The sequence below is a fragment of the Yaniella halotolerans DSM 15476 genome, from assembly GCF_000420805.1.
In the GTDB taxonomy this organism is placed as follows: domain Bacteria; phylum Actinomycetota; class Actinomycetes; order Actinomycetales; family Micrococcaceae; genus Yaniella; species Yaniella halotolerans.
Genome location: NZ_ATVQ01000001.1, coordinates 1,164,846 through 1,182,299 on the forward strand (window position 1 = coordinate 1,164,846; position 17,454 = coordinate 1,182,299).

Sequence of the window (17,454 nt, forward strand, 5' to 3'; positions counted from 1 at the left end):
ACCAAAACTCTACCCTAACGTAAGAGTAGAGTTTGAAGCGCAGTTTTCCGAAGCGGAAATTGTCGATGAATTAGTTCGACAGGTGCTCTAATGTTTTGATGAGCCCATCAGCTTGGCGTAGTTTCCGGGCAAGTTTTTGACGCGCGGTACGTGCACGCTCCAGGAATTCAATGACCGCTTCCTCTGAGCCACCGTGTTCAATAAGTTCTAGTAATTCAGCGGTTTCTTCGAGGCTAAAGCCCAGCGGGGTAATGCGTCGTATGTGGTGCAGACGTTCGACGTCATCTTCGGTGTAGAGACGGAATCCACCTTCACTGCGAGCCGAGGGTGGTGCGAGACCGACCTGATCGTAGTGGCGGATTGTACGAAGGGACAGCTGAGTGCGTTCGGCGACTTCGCCAATCTGCATCGTGACTGCATCCTTGTCCGACACGATATTCTGCCTCCAATACTTTCCACACGAGGGACCCCTCGATCCTAATCGAAAAGCGTTGTTTACACCGCAAACCTCTGATATCAGGGCTCGTTGATGGGTCAGTGCTTCGAATGGGGCGGTGGCCGTACCCAGCAGGGGTTTTCATTTGAAGAAGAATCTCAAGGTGTTTTGATATATCTTTGTCTACCCCGGCCAATAACGCTATTGCTTCTCGGATTTTTCCGCGTAGTCAGATCAGAGATTGCAGTGTTCTCTGCTCCCGTGTCGAGATCATCGCTCAAGACGGCTGTGTATTTCTGGGGCAGTCACATATTGGCTTGAACGAGCAAGGACAGTGAGCACCTGGGAGTCCAGGCCCACTGGACTAATCATTGCGAAAGGATTCTGAAATCGCGCGGCTGCTCCTTAAGTTGTTCTGCACGTGAGTTCACTATTCTGCTTCGACCGGGTTGGTCTCAACGTGTGCTTGGAGGACGCCTGCGCCCGTGGTTGCGTCGGGCACGGTGACCACGAAGTCGCGGCCCGTGGATTTATGGACCTGGATGGCAGGACCTCGGCCGGTGATTACACCGAAGCGTTTTGGTGCCAGCCGTAAACCCCAGCCACCAAATTCGGCCATCGGCTCGACTTTGGTCGTCGTCACTGACTCAATGTCCTGCAGCGGCACCGTGAACCGGGGCAGTCCCGTCACTGAAGTGACAGTTAATCCCCGGTGATCCACTCGCACCCGGAAGGCGATCATTGTCGCGGTAAGGACTGATATCAACAGCGCCAGACCCAACAGGCCGAGCGCGACACCGCGTTCTTCTGCCATCCAGGAAGTGACAATCCCGATGACTAACAACAGCTCTACCGTCGCTATTGTCGCCACAAAGAGTTTGGGCATACTGGTGTACCGGACCCATGTCAGGCTCTGGGTCTGGGCGGATTCAACTGGTTGAGCTGCAATATCTGCTTTGCTGCGATTCTGCTGCGCGGGTTGGATGAACCATGCAAGCAGCCCCAGCGCTAGGGCACCACCAAACCCGATCAGCATGACTTCGCCAATGCCACCGACCTCCCGAGCATCGTCGAGTCCGCGCTGTATCCACAGGATGCCGGTCAAGAGTACCGCTATGAGCCCCGCTGTCCCGGCAGCGATTGCGCCCATGAAGCGATAGACTGGGCCGCGCTCGCCGCGGCGTAGACCGGGAATGAGCAATGCGGCAATGAGAACCGCGGAACCAAACCCGATGAGTGCAGTCATCAGTGGAGCGGAGCCCGGTGACGAAAATCCGTCGGTCGCACCGTCTGGGCCCCAGTGCGTTGCAATAGGATCGGGCACTGCAGGTAGCAGCATCAGCTGTGCGATACAGGCTAGGACAACGACAACGACCGGCAGGACGATTGCCGCCAGGATAAAGCGGCTGATCACTCGTGACTGGGCAATATCTTGGGACCGATCAGCGATGGCAGACCTCCTGGAATAGAGCGGGGATGCTATAACCACCGATCATAATCTTTGAGTTCAGTTTTGGGCGACTGTCAGCTATAATGTTGAGGTTGCTGTCTGCCCCCAAATGGGACAGGCGCTTGCACTAGAACCTCCTGTTACGGAAATACCGTGACCACCAGACCAGAGGAGGTGGGTTCACATGCGTGCATATGAACTGATGGTGCTCATCGATCCAGAGATCGACGAGCGTACAGTTGAACCAACCTTGCGTAAATATCTTGATGCAATCATCACAGATGGCGCGACCGTAGACGAACTCGAAGTATGGGGTCGTCGTCGCCTTGCCTATGAAATCCAGAAGAAAAACGAGGCTGTCTATGCCGTCGTTGCCTTCACTGCTACTCCTGAGCAGTCGAAAGAACTGGATCGTCAGCTCGGCTTGAACGAAACCGTTATGCGCACCAAGATCATCCGTCCGGAAGATCAGAAAATTACCCTCTAAGTTTTAGTACCACAAGCTGCTACGCATAGGAGCGTGTCATGGCCGGAGAACCATATATCACTGTGGTTGGCAACCTGGCAGGTGACCCAGAACTGCGGTTTACCGCATCGGGTCACGCAGTTGCGAACTTCACGATTGCTCAAACCCCGAGAACGCGAAACCAACAATCCGGTGAATGGGTTGATGATGAAACGTTGTGGGTCCGGGCCTCCGTATGGCGTGACGTTGCCGAAAACGTGGCAGAGTCGCTGACCAAGGGTATGCGCGTTGTCGCGCACGGTCGGCTCAAAGCTCGGTCATTCGAGACCAAAGAAGGTCAACAACGGACCAACTGGGAACTCGATGTAGACGAGATTGGTCCCTCACTTCGCTGGGCTACCGCACAGGTCAACCGCACACCACGTTCCGGTGGTGGCGGCGGATTCGGCGGTGGCGGCCAGGGTGCACCCGGTGGAAACTGGGGCGGCGCACCAGCTGGCGGCGGTGGCTGGGGTCAACCCGCACCGAATAATGACCCGTGGGGTGGCGGAGGATCTGCCGGATCTTGGGATCAGGGCAACGACTCGCCTCCACCGTTCTAAAACCTTAATTACCACTCAAATACCATCCCGCCGACCGGCGGGCTCCAGGTTAACAAATAAAGGAGCACCACGATGGCTAAAGCTGAAATTCGCAAGCCGAAACCAAAACCGAATCCGTTGAAAACAGCGGAGATCGATTACATCGACTACAAAGATGTTGCTTTGCTACGCAAGTTCATCTCCGACCGCGGCAAGATTCGTGCACGTCGCGTAACCGGTGTCACCGTCCAACAGCAGCGCAAAATCGCGCAGGCAATTAAAAATGCCCGCGAAATGGCTCTGCTGCCATACTCCGGTTCCGGCCGCTAAACGCTGATCAAGGGAGAGAAATCATGGCGAATCAGAAAGTCATTTTGACCCAGGAGATCCCGGGCCTCGGCTCGGCCGGTGACGTCGTTGATGTACGCAACGGTCACGCGCGGAACTACTTGATCCCACGTGGCGAGGCAGTCCGTTGGACCCAGGGTGCGCAGCAGCAGGTAGAACAGCTGCGTGCAAACCGCGAAGCTCGTCAGGAACGCAGCATTGAAGCCGCACAGGCACAGGCTGCACAACTGGCAGAAGCACCAATTCAGATCCAGATGCAGGCCGGCGACACTGGCCGTCTGTTCGGTTCCGTAACCACCAACGCCATCGTTGACGCGATCGCTGCGGCTGGTAAGGGCGACGTCGATCGTCGTTCCATCATTGGAGCCAACGACATTCGTGCATTGGGTACCTACCCAATCCAGATCCGTCTGCACGAAGACGTACTGGCTGAAGCAAAAGTGTCGGTCATCCCGGCACGGAAGAAGTAAGCTTCTTCAACCCACTTTTGGGCGGACTCCCTCAACGGGGGTTCGCCCGCAGTGTTTAACGCACCACACTTGCTCCTGAGAGCGGCATCAGCGTGAAGAGTTTCATATACCTGCCTCATCCTGGCACAATTATTCGTTCATCAATCCTGACAAGTAATGACCTGTCCGGATAGGGTCGGCGGTGGGCATCTCTAGGAAAGTGCGCACCCTGGGACATGAAACGGCCGGGACGATCGCCAAGCTTGGTTCGAACGTTTCCGATTCCTGGAACGTCGGAGACCAAGCCGTGGTCCACCTTGTGGTTTCTTGTGGTGTATGTTCCGAATGCCATGCGGGACGTGATCACCAATGCGAGGTCGCGAATGAGGGCCCAATCCCAATGTCCTACGGCATTGGACAGCCAGGTGGAACGGCCGACTATATGGCTGTGAATGCGCGGCACCTGATCAAACTTGAAGACGTGGATCTGGCCGAGGCCGCACCGCTTGCTGACGCTGGATTGACACCAATGCAGGCTGTGAATTCTGTGCGCGATCGTCTCACCCCTGAAGCGACCGTCGTCGTCAGCGGTTTGGGTGGCCTGGGCCATGTGGGATTACAGATTATTCTTGCGACCACAGGAAGTCGCGTCGTGGCGCTGGATACCGACCAAGAGAAGGTCGACTATGCCACCCAGAAGGGTGCTATCGGTATGGTAAGCGATGAGTCCGCTGCTGAGAAGATCCGCGAGATGACTGGCGGTATCGGTGCCGATGTGGTCCTAGATTTTGTGGGTGTTCAACCAACGGTCGACATCGCCACACAAGTGATCCGTAACGGCGGCGCTATCCGTTTTGTTGGGCTTGGGCGTGGCGAGTTCCCGTATATTGCCGGAGACACGAAAGTGCTGCCCTGGAACGTCAACATCCAGCTGCCCTACACTGGGACGCTATCTGATTTGCGTCAGGTGGTGGCGTTAGCTGCCCAGGATAAGCTGCACGTCGAAGTGGAACGGTATTCATTGGATGATGCTGTTACCGCATTCGAGGACCTGGCAAATGGCAGAATTCAGGGTCGCGCCGTACTCGTGCCTTAACCCGTTTTGGGACATGAAAATAGTGGGCGGCCACGCAGTTTGTACTGCATGACCGCCCACTTGAAGCGATTCGACTACCGGTTAGACCGGCAGCATCATCACAGGGAGAGCTTAGATACCACGGATGTTGGTAGCCTGTGGGCCCTTCTGGCCCTGCTCGATGTCGAATTCAACCTTCTGGTCTTCTTCAAGGTTGCGGTGACCGGAACCCTGGATAGCCGAGAAGTGTGCGAAGACATCCGATGAGCCGTCATCTGGAGCGATGAAGCCGTAGCCCTTGTCGGAGTTGAACCATTTGACTGTACCTGTAGCCATAAATATTTTTCCTAATCAGTCTGAGATCACGAGTGTGATCCGAATAGCCGCGAAGACGGTGCCGACGCGGAATTTGTGGGGCAGCAATGTGCCCTGCGTTTTATTGCGGGTGCAATACGACGCGGTAGTGGTTGAGCTGGGGACTAAAAGAGATCGTGGACCAATGAGGTGCGGTTAAGTCACGCGAAGTTCATGATCGGACGATGTGACAACACGGGCAGATTCAGCGGTGTTGTGGGTAATGCAATGGTGGAAATCAAAAACCAATTCGTTCAAAAGTCTTGCAACCCCGAGTACTCGGGGTCCTGGTCCGCGAAGGAAAAGAAACCAAGCAATTGGAACCACCATGCGCGAGCGCTGTTGGAAAATCTGTGAGATTCTCAACAGCGATTCTTACTCTACCCCACAGCTTGCCAAATTACCTAATGGCGCTATGCGAAAGATTTCAAGAGCCCTCTTGAGCCAGTATGGCAGTCAGATCTGCCACGAAGTGTTCTACCTGTATCGTGCTCAATTGGTGGATAGTCACGCGGATGTGTTCCACGGCGTCGTCGGTATGATCGAGGGAAAATTCCGCACCATCACGGACCAGCCAACCACGCCGGCTGAGTGCTTCGACAATGGGTGAAGCGATGGTGCCGAGATTGATCCACGCATTGACGCCGTCGTCAGAGACGGCCGCAATGCTCTGGGCAGCCAGTGCAGCCACCAACCGAGCGTTGGCCTGAGCGTATTCAGCTGCCGCATATTCAAGCTTTGCCGGTGTCTCAGGGTTGCTTGTCAGCAGGTAGGTGAGTCGCTGCAGAAGGTGGGAAACCCACATGGCGCCCGAGCGAATGTGTGTACTCAGACGAGACGCGGTGAGCGTATCGGAGCCGACGATGCCCACGCGCAGATCCGGGCCCAGTGACTTCGAGACGGAACGGACCAGGGCCCAACGCGGGTGGTCCTGGGGGATGATCGACCGGTAGGGGTGGCCGGAGAGCTGCCAAAAATGATCGTCTTCAATCACGAGCACATGTGGATAATCGGTCAGTAAGTCACGCAGTGCTTTCGCGCGAGGTTCTGAAATGACGACGCCGGTGGGGTTCTGTGCGCGCGGAGTGACCACGAGGGCTCGGATGCCCTCATCGAGGGCGGCACGCAGTCCTTGAACGGTGAGTCCCTCGGTATCTACGGGCATGGCAACTGGCCGATATCCAGCGGCCTGGGCTGTCTGGATGGTAGTCAAGAAGCACGGTTGCTCGAACCCTACGGCGTCGCCGATGGTCAATGAGTCCGCCAGTAACCGTTGCACGGCATCTGCTGATCCTGCCGTGACGGTGAGTTCGGCATCCCCGACGTCGGTTGTTAGGGCTTTACGGGCCCAGGCGGCTAGATCAGGGTCGATCACGGGTTGACCGTAGAGCACCGGCTCATCGGCGGCTAATTGCGCCAGCGCCTTCGACGCGGGCGGCAAAAGATCAGGGTCTGGATTGCCTGAGGCAATGTCGACCATACCGGTGATATTCGCGAAACCTTCTTGGGGGAGCGGCTGAAGGTCAACGATCTTGGTACCGGCACGGCCACGAGTTACCGCAACACCGGCCTGGACAAGGAGCCCATAGGCGGCAACCACCGTGTTGCGATTAACCTCCAATTGCTCGGCGAGAGCGCGCACCGGTGGTAACCCCGCACCGGGTGCGAGTTTGCCGGTATCGACCAGATCTCGCACCGACTCAGCAATCTCTGCGGCGGTTTGGGCGGTGATCGATGCAATCGGGTCGGACGGAACGGACGGTTGGGGCACCAAAACTCCTCAACAACCCACCAAGGACGCGGGTTAAAGGCTGAAATACGTTGTTCCTATGTTACATTTTGGTCATGTCCACGCCTGAGAATGCATCTACTGTCGCCACTACTGAAATCGAGTTCCGGAAAGCCCTCGACGCGGTCTACGAAAATATTGCCGTTGCCGCCGAACGAGCAGGTCGAGACCCCCGTGATATTCGCCTGTTACCGGTCTCAAAAACCGTCACCGCGGAACGTATGCGGGCAGCTTTCGCAGCAGGTATGACAGCATTTGGTGAAAACAAGGTCCAAGAAGCCGAACGTAAAGCAGAGGCCATGTCCGATCTGGGCGCGCACTGGGCAATCATTGGTCCACTCCAGTCGAATAAGACTCGCAACGTCGCCGAGTTTGCTCATGAGTTTCAGGCGTTAGATCGTATCCGCATCGCTCGCCGTCTCGACAACCAGTTGAAGGAATTTGATCGTACTCTCGATGTCTTTGTTCAGGTCAACGCTTCGGGTGAAGAAACGAAATCTGGCATCGAACCGGGTGAGGTAGAGGAGTTTTTGGAGCAGCTCCAAGAATTTGAGAACCTGCAGGTCAAAGGTTTGATGACCATGGCGCTGCATTCCGACGATGAAGTGGTCATTCGTGAGAACTTCGCAATGCTGCGAGCTCTTCGTGATGACATTAGCCGGCGTCGTCCGGAGCTGATCGGTGATGGTGAGCTATCCATGGGCATGTCCAGTGATTACATGATCGCCATTGAAGAGGGCGCCACCGTTGTACGCGTCGGCAGTGCGATTTTTGGAGAACGCGAGTACTCCAACTAGGTTGTCCACAGTCGTTTCCACAAGTGTGAATTACTTACACGCATGTACCTCTCCAGGTCAGAATCGTTAAAGTACGCTTTCGGATTGCTATAAGAGGTAGCCGTATGTGCGATGCTCGCGATGTGCTCCAGCGTGTAAACGTCCTGGGCAGATGTTCGTTGTGCGACGTCCTCGGTGTCGCGGCACGATGCGGCGCAGAGGCGTTCCCGGTTCTTCGTTCCCGCATGAATTAAGGCATCCGGGCTGTGTGATTAAATCGGTGAACAATTTTTATGTCGGATTTCACGGCGTCATGAAGTGTGTTTCTCATCCACCGAAACCGGTTTAAAACGATTCACCGAGACGGTTGTGATGGCCATTTCGGGGAAGATCAGCTCGACTTGAAATTTTCGGAACTTTTGCACTCGTAAACCAACAGCATCACGACATGCCGGAAAACACGCCAAATGCTACGTGAATGACATGCGTGTAGTTTACCCACAGTGTGTGCATAACCTGTGGATAACTCGTGGGAAAGATGTGAATAGAGTTAAAACCGCTTTAAATCTAGGTTGTCAAATCACCAAAAATAGGGGTGGAAATTCGGTTATGCACAGGATGTGACTATCATCTTCCCTTGTCAGGTTGATGTTTGTGGATACTGTGCATAAGTAATCCACGCTTGGTCCACATTTTGTGCACAGTCCCCACAACTTAATCCACAGGTTATCCACAATTAAAGAGTTTTCGGCAGTTGATCCACAGGAAATGGCCGGGTATCGTCGCAGGGTACTTGCTCGTAGCGGCCGATATTGGCATTACGAAAATGGTGCGTGCATCGGTCGCGCTACGGGCTCGAGTTTTGGCATTCTGCTGCCGGGGTAGGGGAGGGCATCTTTTAGATAACAATGGCAAACTTTAACTCAATGGATACAGCCAACGGAGTCTCAGCAAACCCACGTACACCCCCACAAGACCTTGACGCGGAACGGTCTGTTCTGGGTGCGATGATGTTATCCACCGATGCGATCGCCGAAGTCTCGGAAATTATTCGCCCCGAAGACTTCTATTCCCCTGGTCACGAGCTGGTCTACACGGCAATCACTGACCTTTTTGCTGCAGGTGAGCCGGCCGATGCCATTACCGTCACCTCGATGTTAGATCGGCGCAAGGAGCTCACCCGAACCGGGGGTGCGGCACACATCCACACCTTGGTTCAGGCAGTACCAACTGCCGCGAATGCTTCCTTCTACGCAGAAATCGTTTCTGAGAAGGCCATTTTGCGCCGCATTGTCAACGTCGGCGCCAAAATCTCGCAAATGGGCTACAGCGCAGACGGCGAAGTCGAAGCCATCGTCAATGAAGCACAAGCAGAGATCTATAAGGTCGGCGATAACCGTTCCGGCGAGGACTACGTTGCTCTCGGCGACATTCTGGCCGAAACCATTGACGAAATTGAAGCAGCATCGACGACCGGCGACGGCATGTCCGGGGTGCCGTCGGGTTTTGACGAATTCGACGAGTTGACGCAGGGCTTACACGGTGGACAAATGGTCGTCATCGCGGCCCGTCCGGCAGTTGGTAAATCCACGCTCGGGCTCGACTTTGCGCGCGCTGCGGCCGTCGGTCACAGCATGACCACCGCATTCTTTTCGCTCGAAATGTCCAAAACCGAGATTGCCATGCGTCTACTGTCTGCCGAAGCCACCATTTCGCTGACCGATCTGCGTAAGGGAACCCTGGATGAAGGGCAGTGGCGCAAAATGGCCCTGACCCTACAGAAACTCAACGAAGCACCGTTTTTTATCGACGACTCTCCGAACATGTCGATGATGGAGATTCGCGCCAAGTGTCGCCGACTGAAACAGCAGCACAACCTCAAAATGGTGGTGCTGGACTACCTGCAGCTGATGAGCTCGGGTAAACGGGTGGAATCACGTCAGCAAGAAGTCTCCGAATTCTCACGTTCGCTCAAACTGCTGGCTAAAGAACTCGAAGTCCCCGTTGTGGCTCTGTCCCAGCTGAACCGTGGTTCCGAGCAGCGTACCGATAAGCGCCCTCAGGTCTCGGACCTGCGTGAATCCGGTTCGATCGAGCAGGACGCCGACATGGTCATTCTGTTGCACCGTGAGGACATGTACGATAAGGAATCTCCGCGTGCCGGTGAGGCCGACCTGATTGTGGCCAAGCACCGTAACGGTCCCACGAAAACCATTGAACTGGCTTTCCAAGGGCACTACTCACGGTTCGCCAACATGGCACCGTCCGATGGTGGCTTCTAGCGGCTAGCTCTTGCGGTTGTACATAAACATGGACACCGGCCCAAAGATCACAATGAGCACACCGCAGCACAGTGCTACGAGTCCAAGTGAGCTCAAACTATAGGTTCCGGCCATCATTTCGCGAATCGTTGTGACGACGATCGATACGGGATTCACCTCAACGGCACGCTGGAGCCACGTAGGCATTGTCGACGGGTCGACAAAAATATTTGAGGCAAACACCAGGGGCATCATCACGAACATCGAAACACCCATGGCCGCCTGTTCAGTGCGAACCGCTAACGAAACGGCCGTCCACACCCAGGACAGGCTGAAACTGAATACCAACAGCAGCGCAAAGGCTGCGAGCACACCGGTCAATCCGCCCTCCGGACGAAAGCCCAGAAAGAATCCGACGGTCAAAATGATCGTCCCCGCCAAGAGGTAGCGAATCTGATCCCCCAGCAGGGCGCCCACCAGCTGTGCGGGCCGCCAGACCGGGAGCGAACGGAATCGGTCAAAGACTCCCTTGGAAAAATCGCGGTTCAACGTCAGCCCCGTGTACATGGTGATCATGATCAGGGTTTGAACGAAGATACCGGGGATCAAAAATTGGACATAGTTATCCACCGAGCCGCCGATGGCCCCGCCAAAGATGAACGTAAACATCAAGGTCATCATGACCGGGAAAATGGTGACATCGATAAGCTGCTCAGGCAGGTGCTTGATCTTCAACAAGGCCCGCCACCCATAGGCCACGCAAGCCGTCAGCGCGGAGGCCGGTGCCGGACGGTCTTGCTGCGGCACCAATACCTTGCGAATCCGTTCGGGTTCGCCGCTGGCAACTGGTGTGGCAGGAGTCGAAGATTGCGTAGTGGACTGAGAATTCGTCATGGGGCACCTACCTCGGGCGCTGAATCGGAGTGTGGAGTAGACGCTGTACCGGTGAGGGTCAAAAAGACTTCGTCGAGGCTGGGCTGTCCGTAGGAGAAGGAAGCGACCTCGATCGATGCATGCGCGAGCGACTCGAGCGTGTGGGTCACATCGGCACTGTGTTGAACTTGCACGGTCAGCGCTGCCGGATCGGCTTCGGGGGTAACGGGCGTGCCCTCTCGACGCAGGAGTTCAACCGCTTGATCGCGTGCGCTCACGTCATGGAGCCGAACGCGCAGTGCGCCAGAACCGACTTCTGCCTTCAGCTGTCCGGGTGTCCCCTCTGCTACCACCGTGCCGTGGTCGATCACCGCGATACGGTCGGCTAGCTGATCGGCCTCTTCTAGGTACTGGGTGGTCAATAGGATCGTGGTGCCACCGTCGACCAGCGTGCGAATAATATCCCAGACCTGGTTGCGGCTGCGCGGATCAATACCGGTGGTCGGTTCATCGAGAAACATGAGCTGCGGGGTGACGATCAGGGATCCGGCAATATCTAACCGACGACGCATCCCACCTGAATACTTTTTGACCGGTCGATTTGCGGCCTTCGTCAACCCGAATGCCTCCAGAAGATCCATCCCGCGTTTGCGAGCAATCCGATGTTTATAGCCCAGGAGTCGGCCGAGCAGGATCATGTTCTCGATGCCGGTCAGATCTTCATCCAGGGACGCGAACTGCCCGGTCAACGCAATCTTTTCGCGAATGGCCTGGGGTTCGGTGTAGACATCATGGCCGAGGACTTTCGCCTCGCCGGCATCCGGGCGCAACAAGGTGGCCAGCATACGCATGACCGTCGTTTTTCCTGCACCATTGGGGCCAAGCACTCCGTAGATGCCGCCCTGGGAGATCGAGAGGTCGACGCCATCGACGGCGGCTGTGTCGCCAAATTTTTTGACCAGCCCCTGGGTCTCTACGGCGGGGATGTCGGTTGTCATAATTCTTCCTTTCAACCGGTCGCACGCCCTAGCCTAAGATGCTAGGGCAATTGTCGGGCCACAACCACGCGCACGGGCGGCGGATGCTGTTCGTGGGAGTGACAGGACCGTTGCAGAATTTTACATTGTTCCACGATTTTCCTGGCTACTGGAGCCCGTTGACGATGCAGTGTGATTTGGCATACTAGGAGCATGGCAGCCTCAAAATTCTCCCCCAGTCGTCGTTCCGCGGTTTCGCGCTTTCAAGTCATGGATATCGTCGGTGACGTCGAAGCCATGAAGGCTCAGGGCATTGATGTCATCTCCCTGGGGGCCGGCGAACCCAGCGGCGGTGCGCCAGCTGCCGTCAACCGTGCGGCAGCCACCCTGCACAATTCTGAAACGCCGATCTTCAACTACACCCCATCATTAGGCACCCAGAAGTTGCGCGAAGCCATCGCCGAGCACTACCGCACCTGGTACAACCTCGATGTCAGCTACGAGTCGGTAGCCGTCACCACGGGCTCCTCAGGCGCCTTCGTTGCCAGTTTTATTGCTGCCTTCGACGTCGGCGACCGCGTTGGTCTGGCCCGTCCCGGCTACCCCGCCTACCGCAATATTCTTCGAGCCCTCGACGTGGACGTCGTGGATCTACCCGCCGGCATCGACACAAACTTCCGCTTTGACGTCGACAAACTAGCCGAGGCCCACGCAAAAGAACCACTGGACGGGCTGATCTTGGCCTCACCGAATAATCCGACCGGGACCATGGTCACCCGTCAAGACATGGAACGTATTGCGACCTGGTGCGGTGAAAACGGAGTCCGCCTGGTCTCCGACGAGATCTACCACGGCATTACCTACGGCCAGGACAAGGGTGTTTCCGCGTGGGAGTATGACCGCAACGCGATCGTCATTTCCTCATTCTCCAAGTACTGGGGCATGCCCGGCTGGCGTCTGGGCTGGATGCTCATGCCTGAAGATCTCGCACCGGCGGTTTCCGGGCTGGCCGGTTCCATCTCCCTGTGCCCACCGGCGGCCGGACAGTATGCGGCCATTGAAGCCTTCAGCCACCAAGCCTACGAAGCCTCAGACGCAGAGGTCACCGAATTCGCTCGCACACGCCAGCTGGTGCTGGAGAACGCGGAGCGCCTGGGCTGGCGTAATTCCGCGCCCGCCGACGGCGCCTTCTACTATTACGCCCAACCCTCCGAGAAGATCCTTCAACGCTACGGCAATACCGTCGACTACGCGGCGGCCGTGCTCGAACACGCACACGTGGCGCTAATTCCCGGCGTGGACTTCGACAAGGTGGACGGCGATCAGTTCATTCGCGTGTCTTTTGCTGCCGGATACGAGGCCGTGGAACGCGCCATCGAACGCATCGTCGAATTCAACAAGACCATTGACTAATCCCACAGTATGCGAGATTCCATGGAACATATCGTCCTGGTCGGGGCGGGGTTAGCCAGCACCTATGCTGCAGCTCAGTTGCGCTCATCCGGCTACAACGGCCGGATCACCATGCTGAGCGAAGAAACAGAACAGCCCTATGACCACGTGCCGCTCTCCAAAGATTTTCTCTACGGCGGGGAGGGCTACCACGAGCTGTATCTGCGCGACGCTGAGTTCTACCGCCAACATGACATCGACTTGAAACTCGACACACCGGTTACCGGCCTCGATGCAGAAGCCAAGGTGCTGCACTTGGGTACCGGCGCAACGATGGACTATTCCTCGGCACTACTGGCCACCGGTGCTACACCACGTCGACTCACTGTACCGGGGGCTGACGAACTCACCGGCGTACAGTATCTGCGTACCCTCAACGATGCTACTGCGCTGCGAAGCCAGCTTTACGATTCCGAGCGGGTCGCCGTCATCGGTGCAGGGTTGCTCGGCTGTGAAGTAGCAGCCAGCGCCGCGATGCTGGGCAAAGACGTCACACTGATCTGCCGGTCATCGCTACCGCTACGCAGTGCTCTGGGTGAGGAGATGGCCACGGTCTACCGCGATCTGCACGTCGAACAGGGTGTCAGCATCCTGACCAACACCGAGGCGACCGCACTACACGGCAACGGCAGGGTAGAACAGGTGGTGTTGGACAATGGCATGACGGTGGAGGCAGGCACCGTGCTGATTGCGGTGGGAGCGACACCGCGGACTGCGCTCGCAGAACACGCCGGTCTTGAGGTCAACAATGGTATCGTGACGGACGCGTCGTTGGCGACCAGCGTTCCGGACGTCTTTGCCGCCGGTGATGTGGCGTCCGTGTGGAATCCGACGATCGGGCGACACGAACGTCGAGAACACTTCAACACCGCGCGGACCCAGGGCAAGGCGGCCGCACGCAGTATGCTCGGCGAAGCAGTCAGCTACGACGTCATCCCATTCTTCTTCTCCGACCAGTACGACGTGTGGATGGAATACACCGGCACCGCCGGAGGTGACTGTGAAGTGGTGGTGCACGGCGATGTGCCCTCACATCGATTCGTAGCCTTCTGGTTGCGCGATGGACGACTCCAAGCCGCGATGAACATGGGGCTCAAAGGCGTGCCTCGCGCGGCCAGGCCCCTGATCCGATCGAGGGAAACCGTCACGGATCAGATGTTGCGGCGTATCGTCGAGCAAGCTCAGTGAGGGCAACGCTATTGCACCAGGTCGGAGCTGGAAACCGCACCAGATTATTGAACCGAATGTCCCATATAAGCTTCAACCTCAAAACGTTACTGACCAGTAGAAAATCCGAACATCTGGTGGATAATGCCTGAAAATTCACTGAATTCGCATGACATTGCGTGACATTTGAGGGTTTCGGTAGGTAACGTCGTAGACGGAAAACTTTCCGCGAACCTGAGAGGTGAAATTCCATGGGAATTGAAGACAAAGCAGACGCCAAGAAAGACCAAGTAACCGGCAAGGCGAAAGAGGCCGCAGGTAAAGCCACAGGCGATTCCAAGGCTGAAGGTGAAGGCAAAGCTCAGGATCTCCAGGGCAAAATCAAAGACACCACCGAGCAGGTCAAGGACACCGCTGGTGACGTCAAAGATAAGGCTAAAGGCTTTACTGACGGCTTCGGTAAGAAGTAGTACCGAATACGAAGTACTTGAGTAGAAACCCGGGAAGGTGCTCAACCTCCCGGGTTTCTCGCTGTCCAGATAGGCTGGGAGGCGCATTCAATGCCCATCCCGGCTATTCACAATCAAAGGAGCAGCATGGTAGATATCAACGAACTCGCTCGACTTGGCAATGACCAATTCGCCCGACTAGAAGAAGCCGCCGAATTCTCCGTCACTTCCACCACCGTGACGCAAGGACAAGAATGGCCGGACGCCCAATACTCCGGCGCCATGGGTGTACCCAACGGTCAAGACATCTCGCCACAGCTGTCTTGGTCTGGCGCTCCAGAGGGCACCAAATCCTACGCCGTCACCATTTTCGACCCAGACGCACCCACCGGCTCGGGCTTCTGGCACTGGTCAGTCGGAAACATCCCGGCAGACGTCACTGAACTCGCCGAAAACGCAGGTGCCGATGACGGCTCCGGACTGCCAACCGGTGCCTTCCAGCTCAAACACGATGGCGGTGGCCCAGGCTTCATCGGTGCCGCACCACCAGCAGGCCACGGTGCACACCGCTATATCATCACCGTCCACGCCCTGGACGTTGAAAAACTCGACATCCCCGAAGATGCCTCCAACGCCTTCTTCGGTTTCAACCGTCACGGCCACACACTCGGCCGTGCAACACTGACCGTCTACGGAATTGTCGAGAACTAAAAGCCACCCCGCACCGTGGGCGTCAGCTAGACTGGAGTGCTGTGACTACACACCATTCAGCCGTTGACGCCCACGGTGCCACCGTGGCCGAAATGTTCGATAATATTGCCGACCGCTATGACCTGATGAACCTGGTCATGACCTGGGGACAAGAACCCAGATTCATTCGCGATACGGTCAAAGCCGTCAAACTCGGCCCGGCACCAAAAGTGCTCGACGTGGCCACCGGCACCGGCGATCTCGCCTTCGAAATAGCCAATCAGCGCTACGGTGCACAGGTTTACGGCCTCGATATCTCCAACGAAATGTTGGAAGTTGCCCGCTACCGGCCCGGCGGCGCGAACATCGTTTGGCAAACCGGCGATGCCATGGACCTGCCCTACGAAGACAACACCTTCGACGCCGTGACCCACGGGTATTTGTTGCGCAACGTCACCGACATTGCCAAAACACTCGAAGAGCAATACCGGGTATTGAAACCCGGCGGCATGATGTCATGCCTTGAAATGTCGCCTGCCCCGCGCGATATCGTCAAACCATTTTCGACGGCCTACATCAAGTACGTTGTCCCACGCCTGGCCAATGCGATCACGCAAAACCCAGACGCCTACGAATATCTCTCCCGCACTTCGCGAGGCTTCCATACTGCAGACCGCATCGAGAACATGATGCAGGAAGCTGGATTCGTCGCCACCGGCTACAAGTCACTGATGTTCGGCACCATGGCAATTCACTGGGCTCAAAAAACTGCTGCGTAGGACTTCTCACAATCAATATCGGTACTAGGCGTGCAGGGAATACTCAGACGATTCATGCCTGATCTTGAGCAGAACTCAAGTTCGCGAACAGGATCGTTCCCTAGACTCTTAAGCATCCTCTTCGAGGTGTGAGTGATGAGAGTTCGATGTCCCGGGTTTCAACCCGGGGCATTGTTCTGTCTGTAGGGGTTCCCAAATGTTGCGACCATGTTGGACTCACTCGAGTTGTTCGGCATACTGTCGAAGAACAGACGTATGCGACGACGAGGAGACTCAACATGGACCTTCCGATCGAAGCACCTGCGGGCGGGCTACAATGGACACCGCGACCCAAGAGTAACCGGATCCTTATCACTGGTGCCGCCGGGACCGTCGCGAGCCTCATCACCGAGCAATTATCCGCGTCATATGAGCTCGTGGGCACCGATGCCGTAACAATCGACAACCCCGACTTTTCCGAAACGTATCAAGCCGATTTGGACGACGACGCCCTGTTGGACCGCCTTGTGTCCGAGGCGGACTACGTCTTGCACCTGGCGACCGGTGCACCCGGCGGTAAACACGCGATCTACGCGACTGAAATGGACGCGACGAACCGAATCCTTGCCTTGGCCATGGCATATGGCACGCGCAGGGTTATCCTCGCGTCCAGTAATCATGCGGCGGGCTGGCCCGAGCGCGAACTCATGGCCGGAACCGGTGACGGACACGTGAAACCCTCAGATCCACCTCGGCCGGACGGACTCTACGGAGCGGCCAAGGCTTATATGGAAGCCCTCGGACGGTTTGCCAGCGATGCATCAGGACTTCCCGTCAGCGTGCTTCGCATTGGAACCATGCGAAACAACATGAGCCTTCAAGAGCTCATTGATTCTGACGAAATGCCGCACTTAGGCTTCGGTGAGTTCAGAGCACAACGGCTTCAACGCACGTGGCTGACCGGTGATGACCTTGTGAAAATCCTGGTCGAAGAGTTCACGGCGGAGGAGCCATACCGACTGCGCTACGCAAGCTCATCGCCGGACCAAGAACAGTGGGACCACACCGTTTACAAGCCCTGAACTTACACCGATTGTCCCGGC

19 protein-coding genes are annotated in these 17,454 nt (G+C 56.5%); 13 read left to right on the forward strand and 6 right to left on the reverse strand.

Annotation, left to right across the window (positions count from 1 at the left end):
- Positions 1–70: 70 nt before the first annotated feature.
- Together G583_RS0105635 and G583_RS0105640 are read right to left on the reverse strand one after the other, a co-directional pair.
- Complete coding sequence (locus G583_RS0105635; protein ID WP_022870214.1) at positions 71–409, reverse strand: MerR family transcriptional regulator; 339 nt, start codon at positions 407–409, stop codon at positions 71–73.
- A 457-nt stretch (positions 410–866) separates the two neighbouring features.
- Complete coding sequence (locus G583_RS0105640; protein WP_022870215.1) at positions 867–1,925, reverse strand: DUF1648 domain-containing protein; 1,059 nt, start codon at positions 1,923–1,925, stop codon at positions 867–869.
- Positions 1,926–2,070: 145 nt separating this feature from the next.
- On the opposite strand from G583_RS0105640, the gene rpsF reads away from it, so the two are divergent.
- The 5 genes from rpsF (at position 2,071) to G583_RS14600 (ending at position 4,826) form a co-directional block, all read left to right on the forward strand.
- Entirely contained in the window at positions 2,071–2,373 is a 303-nt protein-coding gene (gene rpsF, locus G583_RS0105645; protein ID WP_022870216.1) for a 30S ribosomal protein S6, read from the forward strand.
- 38 nt (positions 2,374–2,411) lie between these two features.
- Positions 2,412–2,954, forward strand: coding sequence for a single-stranded DNA-binding protein (locus G583_RS0105650; protein ID WP_022870217.1), 543 nt, complete (start codon positions 2,412–2,414; stop codon positions 2,952–2,954).
- A gap of 72 nt (positions 2,955–3,026) precedes the next feature.
- On the forward strand, positions 3,027–3,263 hold the full coding sequence (gene rpsR / locus G583_RS0105655) for a 30S ribosomal protein S18 (RefSeq protein ID WP_022870218.1): 237 nt from the start codon (positions 3,027–3,029) through the stop codon (positions 3,261–3,263).
- A 23-nt stretch (positions 3,264–3,286) separates the two neighbouring features.
- Positions 3,287–3,751, forward strand: a complete 465-nt coding sequence (rplI, locus tag G583_RS0105660) for a 50S ribosomal protein L9 (protein WP_022870219.1) — start codon at positions 3,287–3,289, stop codon at positions 3,749–3,751.
- A gap of 199 nt (positions 3,752–3,950) precedes the next feature.
- The gene (locus G583_RS14600) at positions 3,951–4,826 is read left to right on the forward strand and encodes a zinc-binding dehydrogenase (protein ID WP_022870220.1); all 876 of its coding nucleotides are present in this window, start codon (positions 3,951–3,953) and stop codon (positions 4,824–4,826) included.
- Positions 4,827–4,937: 111 nt separating this feature from the next.
- Here the strand turns inward: G583_RS14600 and G583_RS0105670 are convergent, their stop codons facing one another.
- Complete coding sequence (locus tag G583_RS0105670; RefSeq protein WP_022870221.1) at positions 4,938–5,141, reverse strand: cold-shock protein; 204 nt, start codon at positions 5,139–5,141, stop codon at positions 4,938–4,940.
- Between the two features lie 445 nt (positions 5,142–5,586).
- Positions 5,587–6,930, reverse strand: a complete 1,344-nt coding sequence (locus G583_RS0105675) for an aminotransferase class I/II-fold pyridoxal phosphate-dependent enzyme (RefSeq protein WP_022870222.1) — start codon at positions 6,928–6,930, stop codon at positions 5,587–5,589.
- 74 nt (positions 6,931–7,004) lie between these two features.
- Here G583_RS0105675 and G583_RS0105680 point away from each other — a divergent pair, with 74 nt between their 5' ends.
- Together G583_RS0105680 and dnaB are read left to right on the forward strand one after the other, a co-directional pair.
- Positions 7,005–7,745, forward strand: a complete 741-nt coding sequence (locus tag G583_RS0105680; protein ID WP_022870223.1) for a YggS family pyridoxal phosphate-dependent enzyme — start codon at positions 7,005–7,007, stop codon at positions 7,743–7,745.
- 905 nt (positions 7,746–8,650) lie between these two features.
- The gene (dnaB, locus tag G583_RS0105690) at positions 8,651–10,006 is read left to right on the forward strand and encodes a replicative DNA helicase (protein ID WP_084677302.1); all 1,356 of its coding nucleotides are present in this window, start codon (positions 8,651–8,653) and stop codon (positions 10,004–10,006) included.
- 3 nt (positions 10,007–10,009) lie between these two features.
- On the opposite strand, the gene G583_RS0105695 is transcribed toward dnaB, so the two are convergent.
- The gene (locus G583_RS0105695; protein WP_022870226.1) at positions 10,010–10,879 is read right to left on the reverse strand and encodes an ABC transporter permease; all 870 of its coding nucleotides are present in this window, start codon (positions 10,877–10,879) and stop codon (positions 10,010–10,012) included.
- On the reverse strand, positions 10,876–11,856 hold the full coding sequence (locus G583_RS0105700; RefSeq protein WP_022870227.1) for a daunorubicin/doxorubicin resistance ABC transporter ATP-binding protein DrrA: 981 nt from the start codon (positions 11,854–11,856) through the stop codon (positions 10,876–10,878). Before G583_RS0105700 ends, G583_RS0105695 begins: the two co-directional genes overlap by 4 nt.
- Before the next feature lie 192 nt (positions 11,857–12,048).
- On the opposite strand from G583_RS0105700, the gene G583_RS0105705 reads away from it, so the two are divergent.
- From G583_RS0105705 to G583_RS0105730, 6 genes are all read left to right on the forward strand, one after another.
- Positions 12,049–13,248: a pyridoxal phosphate-dependent aminotransferase gene (locus tag G583_RS0105705; RefSeq protein ID WP_022870228.1), complete on the forward strand. Its 1,200-nt coding sequence runs from the start codon at positions 12,049–12,051 to the stop codon at positions 13,246–13,248.
- A 21-nt stretch (positions 13,249–13,269) separates the two neighbouring features.
- Positions 13,270–14,475 carry an NAD(P)/FAD-dependent oxidoreductase gene (locus G583_RS0105710; RefSeq protein WP_169558769.1) on the forward strand — a complete coding sequence of 402 codons (1,206 nt, stop codon included), beginning with the start codon at positions 13,270–13,272 and terminating at the stop codon, positions 14,473–14,475.
- A 230-nt stretch (positions 14,476–14,705) separates the two neighbouring features.
- The gene (locus tag G583_RS0105715) at positions 14,706–14,924 is read left to right on the forward strand and encodes a CsbD family protein (RefSeq protein WP_022870230.1); all 219 of its coding nucleotides are present in this window, start codon (positions 14,706–14,708) and stop codon (positions 14,922–14,924) included.
- Between the two features lie 126 nt (positions 14,925–15,050).
- The gene (locus G583_RS0105720; RefSeq protein ID WP_022870231.1) at positions 15,051–15,614 is read left to right on the forward strand and encodes a YbhB/YbcL family Raf kinase inhibitor-like protein; all 564 of its coding nucleotides are present in this window, start codon (positions 15,051–15,053) and stop codon (positions 15,612–15,614) included.
- Between the two features lie 41 nt (positions 15,615–15,655).
- Positions 15,656–16,372, forward strand: a complete 717-nt coding sequence (locus tag G583_RS0105725; RefSeq protein ID WP_022870232.1) for a ubiquinone/menaquinone biosynthesis methyltransferase — start codon at positions 15,656–15,658, stop codon at positions 16,370–16,372.
- 278 nt (positions 16,373–16,650) lie between these two features.
- A complete protein-coding gene (locus tag G583_RS0105730; RefSeq protein WP_022870233.1) occupies positions 16,651–17,433 on the forward strand; it encodes an NAD-dependent epimerase/dehydratase family protein in 783 nt (260 codons plus the stop codon).
- Positions 17,434–17,454 lie beyond the last annotated feature (21 nt).

Bases quoted from the DNA above. Each gene is read 5' to 3' on its own strand.
- G583_RS0105680 (WP_022870223.1), top strand. From the start codon at position 7,005: ATGTCCACGCCTGAGAATGCATCTACTGTCGCCACTACTGAAATCGAG.
- G583_RS0105695 (WP_022870226.1), bottom strand. From the start codon at position 10,879: ATGACGAATTCTCAGTCCACTACGCAATCTTCGACTCCTGCCACACCA.
- dnaB (WP_084677302.1), top strand. From the start codon at position 8,651: ATGGATACAGCCAACGGAGTCTCAGCAAACCCACGTACACCCCCACAA.
- G583_RS0105700 (WP_022870227.1), bottom strand. From the start codon at position 11,856: ATGACAACCGACATCCCCGCCGTAGAGACCCAGGGGCTGGTCAAAAAA.
- G583_RS0105720 (WP_022870231.1), top strand. From the start codon at position 15,051: ATGGTAGATATCAACGAACTCGCTCGACTTGGCAATGACCAATTCGCC.
- G583_RS0105650 (WP_022870217.1), top strand. From the start codon at position 2,412: ATGGCCGGAGAACCATATATCACTGTGGTTGGCAACCTGGCAGGTGAC.
- rplI (WP_022870219.1), top strand. From the start codon at position 3,287: ATGGCGAATCAGAAAGTCATTTTGACCCAGGAGATCCCGGGCCTCGGC.
- G583_RS0105730 (WP_022870233.1), top strand. From the start codon at position 16,651: ATGGACCTTCCGATCGAAGCACCTGCGGGCGGGCTACAATGGACACCG.
- G583_RS0105710 (WP_169558769.1), top strand. From the start codon at position 13,270: ATGGAACATATCGTCCTGGTCGGGGCGGGGTTAGCCAGCACCTATGCT.
- rpsR (WP_022870218.1), top strand. From the start codon at position 3,027: ATGGCTAAAGCTGAAATTCGCAAGCCGAAACCAAAACCGAATCCGTTG.
- G583_RS0105715 (WP_022870230.1), top strand. From the start codon at position 14,706: ATGGGAATTGAAGACAAAGCAGACGCCAAGAAAGACCAAGTAACCGGC.
- G583_RS0105705 (WP_022870228.1), top strand. From the start codon at position 12,049: ATGGCAGCCTCAAAATTCTCCCCCAGTCGTCGTTCCGCGGTTTCGCGC.
- G583_RS0105635 (WP_022870214.1), bottom strand. From the start codon at position 409: ATGCAGATTGGCGAAGTCGCCGAACGCACTCAGCTGTCCCTTCGTACA.
- G583_RS0105670 (WP_022870221.1), bottom strand. From the start codon at position 5,141: ATGGCTACAGGTACAGTCAAATGGTTCAACTCCGACAAGGGCTACGGC.
- rpsF (WP_022870216.1), top strand. From the start codon at position 2,071: ATGCGTGCATATGAACTGATGGTGCTCATCGATCCAGAGATCGACGAG.